Below are 11,973 nucleotides of genomic sequence, written 5' to 3' on the forward strand. Positions count from 1 at the left end.
TTCGTGTCAGGTAAGGGGTGATTACTTACCGAACACGAACGGCATAACGATGCCGATGAGGGCGAGCGCCTCACAGAAGGCGAAGCCCAGGATCTGGTTGGCACGGATCAGGCCGGCGGCCTCGGGCTGACGGGCGAGGGCCTGCGTGCCGTTACCGAAGATGATGCCGACGCCGATGCCGGGGCCGATCGCAGCGAGGCCGTAGCCGATCGAGCCGACGGAGCCGTGGACACCAGCGGTGGCGGCGAGGGTCTCAAGAGCAGCGGACATGCCGGTTCTTCCTTCTCTTTACTGGACCGGTGGGGGTTGGCCACCGGACGTCTGGGGGTTGGCGGAGGTGGTACGACTCAGTGGTGCTCGGCGAGAGCGCCCTGAATGTAGGAGCAGGCCAGCAGCACGAAGACGTACGCCTGGACGGCCTGGACGAAGAGCTCGAAGCAGATCATGGCCATCGTCATCACGAAGGAGACGCCGGCGCCCACGACCAGCCAGCTGTTCAGCAGGTACCAGGAGGCCACGGTGAACATGACCAGCATCAGGTGACCGGCGAACATGTTGGCGAAGAGTCGCACCGCGTGCGTGAACGGGCGGACCAGCAGGTTCGAGAAGAACTCGATGACCATGACGAGGGGCAGCACGGCGCCGAGCGACTTGTCATAGCCCGTGACGTTCTTGAAGAAGCCGACGAATCCGTGCTTCTTGAAGGTGAGCGAGACCCAGGTGATGTAGACGACCGCGGCGAGCACCGCCGGGTAGGCGATGACCGAGGACACCGGGAACTGGGCCAGCGGGATCACGGACCAGACGTTCATGATCCAGATGAAGAAGAACAGCGAGACCATGAACGGGACGTACTTCTCGCCCTCGCGCTTGCCGAGGGTCTCGTAGACGATGCCGCGGCGCACGAAGTCGTAGCCGGCCTCGCCGATCATCTGCAGCTTGCCCGGGACGACCTTGGCCTTGCCGAAAGCGGCCCAGAAGAAGGCGACGATCAGCACGGTGGTGACGAGCGCGAGCAGCATCACCTTGTTGAACTCGAAGCCCCCGACCGTGGCGAGCGGCTTGAACAGGAAGGACTGCAGGCCCGGGGCCGGGAAGCCGCATCCGTTGTCGGACAGGACCCGACAACTCCAGTCGAAGGCGAGCTGGGTCTGGTCAGCACTCACCGCGGGCTCCTTCGGCATGACGCATGGGTACGGCAACCTCGTTGTGTCGGCGCGGCGCGCGGCCGCGGATCGGCACCGGACTGGTGTTACGGATGTGGGGGCGGCTGGGGGGCATCGAGCCTCGCGATCGAGCAGGCGTCAGCTCAGATGCCCGCGCCCGCGATGCCGCAGTTGGCACCGGACGATAGCAGGAGATCTCACAAGCCTTTATCCCGCCCCTACTCCTCACGACGACGGCCCTGTCTTCTCGGGCTTCTCGCTCTTCTGGGAGTCCGGGTCGACGTAGAAGATCTTGGCCTTCATGTGGGCGCGCGCCTGCGCGGCCATCCACACGACGGTCGCGACGACGAGCGACACGGCGAACGTCTTCGCGTTGAAGAGAGAGGTGTCCTTGAAAACAGCGACGAAGATCAGGAGAAGCAGCAGCTGCGCGACATAGAGCAACAGGCCCATCATCTGGAACAGCTGCGGGAGCGTTTTCGCCGTCCACTGGAGCACGTACAGGCCGATTCCCATGAACAGGACCGCCAGCAGCGTGCCGACGACCGCGCCGAGCGCGCCCTTGCCCCCCGCGACCGCGGCGCTCACGGCGACGGCGATCACGCCGGCAGCCGCTGCGGGCACAGCGATCTGCGCAAGGTTCCGGACGTCATTGGACGGCATGGCGGCAACTCCGCTTTCACAAGGGGGCAGGGTGTCGTCATGGACGAGCGTAGTCCCGGGCTGAGTGAACGAACTCCTCAGGCCGAGGGGCCCACGCACTTGGGTCCTTCGACTCTCTCCGGGTTCTCGTGAACCGTATCACAAACTATTTGATGAGGTCTTTACCCGTGACGTGTGCTTACTCTCACACATGAGAGTGACCGTGCGCGTCTGTGCAGGAACCGAGCCCGCTTGTCTGGTAATGGGGGCTTTGTTCCCCCACGACTTGGCAATGCTCTCGTCAGATTCTTACCTTGAGTGTCTCAGTCACGGTCAACAAAACGCGAACGGGCGCCCAGCGCCGTCGCTCCGTTGACGCCCGAGACCCCGGCCGTGACCGGAGCCCGGCGAGCGGTCTCCTGCGTCTGCTGCTGCTCGCCGGACTCCATGGCCACAGCCGCCCCGGCCGCCCGGCGCCGCGGCCGGTAGCGCGGCGGCACGAACCGCTGCGCCCACACCGGCACCCGCGGCGTGAAGCGCGGAAGCAGCAGCAGGACCAGACCGATAGCGCTGAGGAAGACCACGCCGAGCACGATCCACATCGAGGCGGAGTTGACCGAGTACGCCAGCGCGCCGAAGGCGATCAGCGCCGACCAGAAGTACATGATCAGCACGGCCCGGCTGTGCGAGTGGCCGATCTCCAGCAGCCGGTGGTGCAGATGCCCGCGGTCGGCCGCGAACGGCGACTGGCCGCGCCAGGTGCGCCGGACGATCGCCAGCACGAGGTCGGCGGCGGGCACGGCGATGATCGTCAGCGGCAGCAGCAGCGGGATGTAGACCGGGACCGTCGCGTGCACAGCGGCCCTCTCGGAACCCACGTACAGGCCCAGCGCGTCCGGGTCCAGCTGACCCGTGATCGAGATCGCGCCCGCCGCCAGCACCAGGCCGATCAGCATCGAACCCGAGTCGCCCATGAAGATCCGCGCGGGATGCATGTTGTGCGGCAGGAAGCCCAGGCACATGCCCATCAGGATCGCCGCGAACAGGGTGGCCGGGGCGGCGGCCTCGATGCCGTACGAGTACCAGATCCGGTAGGCGTACAGGAAGAACGCGCCGGCCGCGATGCACACCATGCCCGCTGCCAGGCCGTCCAGGCCGTCCACGAAGTTCACCGCGTTGATCGTGATGACGACGAGCGCCACGGTCAGCAGCGTGCCCTGCCACTGGGTCAGCGCCACGTTGCCGACACCGGGGATGGGCAGCCACAGGATCGTCAGACCCTGGACCACCATCACGCCCGCGGCGATCATCTGGCCGCCCAGCTTGATCAGCGCGTCGATCTCGAACTTGTCGTCCAGGACGCCGATCAGCCAGATCAGGGCCGCGCCGGAGAGCAGGGCGCGCGGCTCGTTCGACTTCGCGAAGACCTCGTTGAGGTTGGTGAGGTGGTCCGCGACCAGCAGGCCCGCGCACAGGCCGAAGAACATGGCGATACCGCCGAGCCGCGGAGTGGGTTCCCGGTGCACGTCACGGGCCCGGATCTCCGGCATCGCCCCGGCCACGATCGCGAACTTGCGTACCGGCCCGGTCAGCAGGTACGTCACCGCGGCCGTGATGCAGAGCGTCAGCAGGTATTCACGCACAGGCTTCCCCACGGGTCTCGCTGGCCATCACAGCCCCACACCCTAGCGAGGGACGTATACGGGTGGGGACTTCCGGGTAGCCACGATGGTTGCACGGGTGGCTGTGGACCTCGTCGCACACCGGGGTGTACGGGAGAGCGCCTACCCCCGTTCAGGCCGGATACGGCGGAAAAGCGGCGGTGAGACCGCGCACCTCCTCCCGGGCCGCGGCCGGCTCGGTCTCCCCGCGCAGCACGGCCGCCGTCAGCGCGGCGATCCGCACCATCTCCGGCTCCCCCATGCCCTGCGTGGTCACCGCCGCCGTGCCGAGCCTGAGGCCCCGGCCGTCGCCGTGCGGCAGCGCGCAGCAGTCCATGACCAGTCCGGCCGCCAGGAGCCGGCCGCGGGCGGTGCGGCCCTCCACGCCGAGCGGGGCCGGATCGGCGACGATCAGGTGGGTGTCGGTGCCGCCGGTGACCACGGTGAGGCCCTCCGCGGCCAGGTGACCGGCCAGCACGCGCGCGTTGGCGATCACCTGACGGGCGTACGCGGCGAAGGCCGGTGTCGCCGCCTCGCCGAACGCGACGGCCTTCGCGGCGATCGTGTGCATCTGCGCACCGCCCTGGGTGAACGGGAACACCGCCCGGTCGACGCGCTCGGCCAGTTCGGGGGAACCGCACAGGATCATCCCGCCGCGCGGGCCGCGCAGCACCTTGTGGGTGGTCGCGCACACGAGGTCGGCGTACGGCACCGGGTTCGGCGCCGCGCCGCCCGCGACCAGCCCGATGGGGTGGGCGGCGTCGGCGATCAGATAGGCCCCGACCTCGTCGGCGACCTCGCGGAAGAAGGCGTAGTCGATGTGCCGGGGATAGGCGATCGAACCGCACACGATCGCCTTCGGCCGGTGGTTCCGGGCCAGGTGACGCACCTGGTCGTGATCGATGAGCCCGGTCTCCGCGTCCACGCCGTAGCCGACGAAGTCGAACCAGCGGCCGGAGAAGTTCGCGGGCGAGCCGTGGGTGAGGTGGCCGCCGTAGTGCAGGCCGAGGGCGAGGACGGTGTCGCCGGGGCGCAGCAGGGCGGCGTAGGCGGCCAGGACGGCCGAGGAGCCCGAGTGGGGCTGGACGTTGGCGTGGTCGGCGCCGAACAGTTCCTTGGCGCGGTCGACGGCGGCGCGCTCGGCGACGTCGGCGAGTTCGCAGCCACCGTGGTGGCGGGCGCCGGGATAGCCCTCGGCGTACTTGTTGGCGAGCGGCGAGCCGAGGGCGGCGAGGACGGCCGGCGAGCAGAAGTTCTCGGCGGCGATCAGCTGCAGGGTGGTCGACTGCCGGTGCAGCTCGGCCAGGAGGATCTCGGCCATCGCCGGGTCCTGTTTCCGCAGGACGTCGGTCTCGAGGGTGGGGGTGACCGACATGGCGAGCTCCCGGGCGGTCGGTGGTGACGTAGGTCCAATGTAGGCCCGTGATGTGCCCAGTGCCCGGTATCTGCCTCTTCCGGCCTACGTCCGCGCCGGTACCCCCGTCAGGGCCGTCACCACCGGGTCCAGCGCCTCGCGTATCTCGTCGCCGATGGACCGGAAGAAGGGCAGCGGCGCCCCGTACGGGTCGTGCACCTCGTCCGCCTCGGCCGTCGGGGCCAGGAGCCACCCGCGTAGAGCGGCGGCCGCGCGGACCAGGGCCCGTGCGCGCATGACCACGCCGTCCTCCAGCGGCGGGAGCGTGGCGGGGTCTATGGCGCGGACCAGCCGGGTGAACTCCTTCAGGGTGAAGGTGCGCAGGCCCGCCGAGTGCCCCATGGAGATGACCTGGGCGCGGTGGTCGCGGGTGGCCGTCAGCACCAGGTCGGCCTTGATCACGTGCTCGTCCAGCAGCTCCCGGCCGAAGAACCCGGAGGCGTCCGCGCCGAACTCGGCCAGCACGGTCTCCGCGTTCGCCTCCATCGGAGCGCCCTCGTGGCCCCAGGTGCCCGCGCTCTCCACGATCAGCCCGCCGCCGAGCACGCCGAGCCGCTCCGCGACGAAATGGCGGGTCAGCCGCTCGGTGATGGGCGAGCGGCACACGTTGCCGGTGCTGACGTGGAGGATGCGGAAGGTGTCGCGCGGAAAGCCGAACGTCGTCGTCTGTTCCGCCGCGCTCTCCCCGGTGCCTATGCCACGCCCCGCCTCAGGGGCCGTCAATTCGCCACCTCGAGGTCGGGTACGACCTTGCGCAGCTCCTCCGGCGAGATCGCGCCCTCGCGCAGCAGCAGCGGCACCTCGCGGGAGACGTCCACGATGGAGGAGGGCACGTTGCCCGGGATCGGGCCGCCGTCGAGGTAGACGGAGACGGAGTCGCCGAGCATCTCCTGGGCGGCGTCGCAGTCCTCCGGCGCCGGGTGGCCGGTGAGGTTGGCGGAGGAGACGGCCATCGGGCCGACCTCGGTGAGCAGTTCGATGGCGACCGGGTGCAGCGGCATGCGGACGGCCACCGTGCCCCGGGTGTCGCCCAGGTCCCACTGCAGGGACGGCTGGTGCCTGGCGACGAGCGTGAGGGCGCCCGGCCAGAACGCGTCGACCAGTTCCCAGGCCTGCTCGGAGAAGTCCGTGACGAGGCCGTGCAGCGTGTTCGGGGAGCCGATGAGGACGGGGGTGGGCATGGTGCGGCCCCGGCCCTTGGCGGCGAGCAGGTCGGCGACCGCCTCCGAGGAGAACGCGTCGGCGCCGATGCCGTACACCGTGTCGGTCGGCAGCACCACCAGCTCGCCCCGGCGGACGGCGGACGCGGCCTCGCGCAGACCCGTCGCGCGGTCGGTCGCGTCGTTGGTGTCGTATCGCCGTGCCATCTTCAGCGGGCCTCCTCGTACGCGTACTGCGGGAAATGTGTCTGCGGGGTCACGGCAGGGCCTTGCGGGCGGTGGCGAAGCGCGGCCGGTTGTTGAGGTCGGGGTGGTCGGCCGCGTCGGCCCAGCCCCGCTCCTCGGCGAAGATCCACGGCACCTGGCCGCCCTGGGTGTCGGCGTGCTCGATCACGACGACGCCGCCGGGGCGCAGTAGACGGTGCGCGGTGCGTTCGATGCCCCGGATGAGGTCCAGGCCGTCCTCGCCGGAGAACAGGGCCATCTCCGGGTCGTAGTCGCGGGCCTCGGGAGCCACGTACTCCCACTCGGTGAGCGGGATGTACGGCGGGTTGGAGATGACCAGGTCGACCTGCCCGTCGAGGTCGGGGAAGGCCGTCAGGCAGTCGCCCTGCCGCAGGTCGACCCTGGACCCGGCGACGTTCTTCCGGGTCCACACCAGGGCGTCCTCGGACAGCTCCACAGCGTGCACGCGGGAGCGCGGCACCTCCTGGGCGAGGGCGAGCGCGATCGCGCCGGAGCCGGTGCACAGGTCGACGATGCACGGCTCGACGACGTCCATGGCGCGCACCGCGTCTATGGCCCAGCCGACCACGGACTCGGTCTCGGGCCGGGGCACGAAGACGCCCGGCCCGACCTGGAGCTCCAGGTACCGGAAGTAGGCCCGCCCGGTGATGTGCTGCAGCGGCTCGCGCTGCTCGCGCCGGGCGATGACCTCCCAGTACCGGGCGTCGAAGTCCGAGTCCTTCACGGAGTGCAGTTGGCTGCGCTTCACCCCGTGCACGAACGCGGCGAGCTCCTCCGCGTCGGTGCGCGGCGAGGGCACGCCGGCGTCGGCCAGCCGCTGGGTGGCCTGGGCCACCTCGGCGAGCAGCAGGTTCACGCGAGTCCTCCGTGTCGTGCTCGTACTGGTGCGGGTACGCGTCCTACGCGGCCGCCAGCTTCGCCGCCGAGTCGGCGTCGACGCAGGCCTGGATGACCGCGTCGAGGTCGCCGTCCAGGACCTGGTCGAGGTTGTACGCCTTGAAGCCGACGCGGTGGTCGGAGATGCGGTTCTCCGGGAAGTTGTAGGTGCGGATCTTCTCGGAGCGGTCGACCGTGCGGACCTGGCTGCGGCGGGCGTCGGCGGCCTCCCGCTCGGCCTCCTCCTGCGCCATGGCGAGCAGCCTGGAGCGCAGGATACGCAGCGCCTGCTCCTTGTTCTGCAGCTGGCTCTTCTCGTTCTGGCAGGAGGCGACGACGCCGGTCGGGATGTGCGTGATGCGGACCGCGGAGTCGGTGGTGTTCACGGACTGGCCGCCCGGCCCCGAGGAGCGGTAGACGTCGATCCGCAGGTCGTTCGGGTTGATCTCCACGTCGACCTCCTCGGCCTCCGGGGTCACGAGGACGCCGGCGGCGGAGGTGTGGATACGGCCCTGCGACTCGGTGGCCGGCACGCGCTGCACGCGGTGCACGCCGCCCTCGTACTTCAGCCGGGCCCACACGCCCTGGCCGGGCTCGATCTGCCCGCGGGCCTTCACCGCGACCTGGACGTCCTTGTAGCCGCCCAGCTCGGACTCGGTGGCGTCGATGATCTCGGTCTTCCAGCCCACGCGCTCGGCGTAGCGCAGGTACATGCGCAGCAGGTCGCCGGCGAACAGCGCCGACTCGTCGCCGCCCGCGCCCGCCTTGATCTCGAGGATCACGTCCTTGTCGTCGCTGGGGTCGCGCGGGACCAGCAGCAGGCGGAGCTTCTCGGTCAGCTCCTCGCGCTGCTTCTCCAGGTCCTTGACCTCGGCGGCGAAGTCCGGGTCGTCCGCCGCGAGTTCGCGCGCGGTCTCGATGTCGTCGCCGGTCTGCTTCCAGGAGCGGTACGTGGCGACGATCGGGGTCAGCTCGGCGTAGCGCTTGTTCAGCTTGCGCGCGTTCGCCTGGTCGGCGTGGACCGACGGGTCGGCGAGCTTCTTCTCCAGATCGGCGTGCTCGGCGACGAGTTCGTCGACGGCCTCGAACATCTTGGGCTCCTGTACTGCGGTGAAGAGGGAAGGGCGGGCGACCAAAAACGCCGGTCCCGGCGCACGCCTCGGTGGGCGTACGGCCGTGGACCGGCGAAATGGGGCTCGCTACTTCTTGGAGCCGGCGGCAGCCTTGCCGAAGCGGGCCTCGAAGCGGGCCACACGGCCACCGGTGTCGAGGATCTTCTGCTTGCCCGTGTAGAACGGGTGGCACTCGGAGCAGACCTCGGCCCGGATGGTGCCGGACTCGATGGTGCTGCGGGTGGTGAACGACGCGCCGCAGGTGCAGCTGACCTGCGTCTCGACGTACGCGGGGTGGATGTCGCGCTTCAAGGTGTCTCCTAGGTTTCGGGAGGGCGCCGGGTCGCCGCCGCGGGGTGCGGGGGCGTGAACCGGAGCCGACGTACCAGTCTGCCAGGACTGGCGCCATCCCCCAAAACCGGGGGCCACGGTTCTTTATTCCGGGCACACCTGCGGAGCGTTCCGGGCACACCTGCGGAGCGTTCCGGGCACCCCTGTGGGGCGTTCCGGGGACCCCTACGGGGCGTTCACGACGCCCTTCGCCTCACCGGTGGCCGTTCCCGCCGTCGCCCTCTTCGGTATGGGCCGGTCGTTCTTCAGGGCGTCCCACACCAGCTGGGCCTTGGACTGCTGCATGATCACGCGGTTCGGGTTGGAGGGGTCGTACCGGACCGGCATGGTGATCATGGTCATGTGCCGGGGGCCGATGCCCTTGAGGCCGTCGGCGAAGTCGATCAGGGAGTTGACCGAGCCGAGGTCGGAGTCGGTGGTGACGGCCTTGGTGGCGGTGTCGGCGAGGTCGTAGAGCTTCTTCGGGTCGCTGAAGACTCCGACGTGCTTGACCTGGGTCATCAGTGCCTTGACGAAGGCCTGCTGGAGCTGGATGCGGCCCAGGTCGGAGCCGTCGCCGACGCCGTGCCGGGTACGGACCAGGCCGAGGGCCTGCCGCCCGTCGAGGGTGTGGGTGCCGGCCTTGAGGTTCAGGTGGCTCTGCGGGTCGTCGATGGCCTTGGCCGTGGTGACCGGGACGCCGCCGAGGTCGTCGATGAGCTTCTGGAAGCCGGCGAAGTCGACCTCGAGGTAGTGGTCCATGCGGAGGCCGGTCAGGGACTCCACGGTCTTCACGGCGCAGGCCGCGCCACCGGTGGAGTAGGCCTCGTTGAACATCACGCCGGTCACGGCCGGGTGCGTGGCGCCCTTGGTGTCGGTGCAGGCCGGCCGGTCGATCAGGGTGTCCCGGGGGACGGAGACGACGGCGGCCTTCTTGTGGCCCCGGTAGACGTGGACGATCATCGCCGTGTCGGAGCGGGCGCTGCCGTCGTCGGTGCCGCCGCCGAGCTTCCTGTTGCCGCCGGAGCGGGTGTCCGAGCCGAGGACCAGGATGTTCTCGGAGCCGTCCGCGGCCTTCGAGGGCCGGTCGTTGCCGAGGGCCTGGTTGATGTCGACGCTGCGGATGTTGCCGTTGAGCTTGAAGTACAGGTATCCGGCGCCCGTACCGCCCAGCACGACCACACCGGCGGCCGTCCACGCCGCGGCGTGCAGGGCCCGGCGGCCCCTGCCGGTGGCCCTGCGGCGGCGGCCCTTGCCCGGCTTGCGGGGGCCGGTGCCGCCCGGCTCGGATATCGCGGGCTCCGGCGTGCTCTCGGCGGTCACATCGCTCCTAGGTCTCGTCGGTCGGTTACCCCCTGCTTTCAGGGTCAGGCGCGGTCGGTACCGCTCCATCGTCGCTCCGTAGGGTCAGACGGAGAAACCGGGGACAGAGTTGCACAACGCAGAGTGCCCACCGCGTGGGGCGATGGGCACTGTGCGTAACGGGGTCACGCGTGATGAGCCTTGCTCACCTGGGGTTTCAGCCCCAGATGTCGTACGCCTGGAATCCGGTGCCGACCGAGATCCTTGTGGCAAAGATCTCGCTGGTCGCCTTGCCGGTGCCCGGGTACAGGTAGAGCGTGCCGCCGGAGGTGCGGGCCAGGAAGTCGGCCTTGCCGTCGCCGGTCACGTCGCCGACGGCGTCGAAGGCGTTGTAGCCGGTCCAGCCGCTGCGCACCTTGATCCGGGAGGCGAAGGCGCCCGTGCCGGACGTGCCCGTGCCCCGGTACAGGTACACGTCGCTGGTGCCGCTCTGGCGGGCGATCAGGTCGGCCTTGCCGTCGCCGGTGAAGTCGCCGTGGGCGCGCAGGGAGTTGTACTGGCCCCAGCCGGAGCCGACCTCGACGCGGGCCGAGAAGGAGCCGTCGCCCTTGCCGGGGTAGATCCACAGGATCCCGGAGGAGTCGACGGAGAGCAGGTCGGGCAGGTAGTCGCCGGTGACGTCACCGGGGGCGACGGTGAACTTCCGGGTGGACCAGTTGCTGAAGATCTCCTTCTTGCTCCAGCTCTGCGTGGCCGGGACGTAGTGCAGCCAGAAGACCGCCCCGTCGCTGCTGCGGCGCAGCACGAAGTCCTGGTAGCCGTCCCGGTCCAGGTCCGTCTGCAGGATCGTGTCGTAGCCCGAGAAGCTGCCCCAGGAGACCCGGGACGCGAACGAGGTGCCCTTGGAGTCCTTCTCGTAGCCGGTGCTCGTGGAGTGTTCGCGCACGAACAGGTCGGCCCTGTGGTCGCCGCTGAGGTTGGTGTCGTCGATGCGCGGGTAGGCGGCGCCGACGTAGGTGCTGACCTTGGTGAAGACGGCGTAGGCGCCCTTCGCGACGCAGTTCGTGACACCCCAGGAGACCACGCCCGCGATCCGGTTGTTCACGATCAGCGGGCCACCGGAGTCACCGTTGCACGTGGTGGTGGTGCCGCTGTCGCTGCCGGTGGCGGGGTTGCCGGCGCACACCATGTGGCCCGCGACGAACACGGAGCTGCCGTAGGCGCTCGTGCAGGTGCTGTCGGACTGGATCGGCAGCGTGGCCGTCTTCAGCGTCTGCGAGATGTCGTTGCTGGTGGAGCTGGTACGGCCCCAGCCGTAGACCCTGGCGCTGGTGCCGGCCTTGTACGAGGCCGTGTCGGCGGACGTCGTCATGCGGATCGGCGTGGCCTTGACCGGCGCCGGCAGGGTCAGCACGGCGATGTCGTTGTCGGCGGGCGGCCTGTCGTTCGTCGTCGCCGCCGTGTACGACGGGTGGTTCCACTGCCGCCAGATGCCGGAGACGGTGCCGCCGTGCAGGTCGGTGGCGCCGGAGGAGTCGGTGGTGGGCAGCTGGTCGGTGCCGGTCACGATGGCGCCGTTGGCGTGCCAGTCGTAGCCCTTGACGCAGTGCGCGGCGGTGAGGATCTTCGTCGGCGCCACCACGGCACCGCCGCAGAAGAAGCCGAGGTCGTCGCCGGTGTCGCTGGTGCCCTTGTCGTCGTAGTACCAGAGCTGGGCCATCCACGGGGCCGAGGTGATGCTCGTGGTGGTGCCGCCGATGATCATCGGGCTGACGGTCCCGGTGCCGGACGCCGTGGCGGAGGAGGACGGCGACGCCGTCGTCCCGCTCTTGGTGTCCTTGGTCTTCGAGGCGTTCTTGAAGTCCTTGTCGGCGGCGAGCGCGCCCGCGACGCGGTCCGTCAGCGCGGAGAGCGACGCGGAGCCGGTGGCGGGCCTGACGGTCGGCGAGGCGGAGGCCGTCGTGGCGCCGGCGGACGTCATCGTCAGCGCGGCGGTGACGGCGGCCGCGACAGCGGCGGCGCCGAGGGGCAGACCGACGCGTATGCGGCGTCTGTGCCGCCCGG

General features: G+C 69.9%; 12 protein-coding genes. All 12 read right to left on the reverse strand.

Annotated features, from left to right (window positions below; translation table 11 throughout):
- Positions 1-21 precede the first annotated feature (21 nt).
- On the reverse strand, positions 22-270 hold the full coding sequence (atpE, locus tag OG956_RS11095) for an ATP synthase F0 subunit C (protein WP_023546735.1): 249 nt from the start codon (positions 268-270) through the stop codon (positions 22-24).
- A gap of 77 nt (positions 271-347) precedes the next feature.
- On the reverse strand, positions 348-1,118 hold the full coding sequence (atpB, locus tag OG956_RS11100; RefSeq protein ID WP_330342802.1) for a F0F1 ATP synthase subunit A: 771 nt from the start codon (positions 1,116-1,118) through the stop codon (positions 348-350).
- A gap of 273 nt (positions 1,119-1,391) precedes the next feature.
- Positions 1,392-1,829, reverse strand: coding sequence for a hypothetical protein (locus tag OG956_RS11105; protein ID WP_330337794.1), 438 nt, complete (start codon positions 1,827-1,829; stop codon positions 1,392-1,394).
- Positions 1,830-2,131: 302 nt separating this feature from the next.
- Positions 2,132-3,451, reverse strand: coding sequence for an MraY family glycosyltransferase (locus OG956_RS11110; RefSeq protein ID WP_330337795.1), 1,320 nt, complete (start codon positions 3,449-3,451; stop codon positions 2,132-2,134).
- 151 nt (positions 3,452-3,602) lie between these two features.
- Positions 3,603-4,844 carry a serine hydroxymethyltransferase gene (glyA, locus tag OG956_RS11115; RefSeq protein WP_330337796.1) on the reverse strand — a complete coding sequence of 414 codons (1,242 nt, stop codon included), beginning with the start codon at positions 4,842-4,844 and terminating at the stop codon, positions 3,603-3,605.
- 84 nt (positions 4,845-4,928) lie between these two features.
- Positions 4,929-5,606: an arsenate reductase/protein-tyrosine-phosphatase family protein gene (locus tag OG956_RS11120; RefSeq protein WP_330337797.1), complete on the reverse strand. Its 678-nt coding sequence runs from the start codon at positions 5,604-5,606 to the stop codon at positions 4,929-4,931.
- Complete coding sequence (locus OG956_RS11125) at positions 5,603-6,250, reverse strand: L-threonylcarbamoyladenylate synthase (RefSeq protein ID WP_330337798.1); 648 nt, start codon at positions 6,248-6,250, stop codon at positions 5,603-5,605. The genes OG956_RS11120 and OG956_RS11125 overlap by 4 nt, the downstream gene beginning before the upstream one ends.
- Positions 6,251-6,299: 49 nt before the next feature.
- A complete protein-coding gene (prmC, locus tag OG956_RS11130) occupies positions 6,300-7,145 on the reverse strand; it encodes a peptide chain release factor N(5)-glutamine methyltransferase (protein ID WP_330337799.1) in 846 nt (281 codons plus the stop codon).
- Between the two features lie 43 nt (positions 7,146-7,188).
- The gene (gene prfA / locus OG956_RS11135) at positions 7,189-8,256 is read right to left on the reverse strand and encodes a peptide chain release factor 1 (RefSeq protein ID WP_330337800.1); all 1,068 of its coding nucleotides are present in this window, start codon (positions 8,254-8,256) and stop codon (positions 7,189-7,191) included.
- A 108-nt stretch (positions 8,257-8,364) separates the two neighbouring features.
- On the reverse strand, positions 8,365-8,589 hold the full coding sequence (gene rpmE / locus OG956_RS11140; RefSeq protein WP_014675000.1) for a 50S ribosomal protein L31: 225 nt from the start codon (positions 8,587-8,589) through the stop codon (positions 8,365-8,367).
- Positions 8,590-8,793: 204 nt separating this feature from the next.
- The gene (locus tag OG956_RS11145) at positions 8,794-9,930 is read right to left on the reverse strand and encodes an LCP family protein (RefSeq protein ID WP_330337801.1); all 1,137 of its coding nucleotides are present in this window, start codon (positions 9,928-9,930) and stop codon (positions 8,794-8,796) included.
- Positions 9,931-10,126: 196 nt separating this feature from the next.
- Positions 10,127-11,890 (reverse strand): trypsin-like serine protease, encoded by a 1,764-nt coding sequence (locus tag OG956_RS11150; RefSeq protein WP_330342803.1) that lies wholly within the window; start codon positions 11,888-11,890, stop codon positions 10,127-10,129.
- Positions 11,891-11,973: the final 83 nt, after the last annotated feature.

It is taken from the genome of Streptomyces sp. NBC_00557, from assembly GCF_036345995.1.
In the GTDB taxonomy this organism is placed as follows: domain Bacteria; phylum Actinomycetota; class Actinomycetes; order Streptomycetales; family Streptomycetaceae; genus Streptomyces.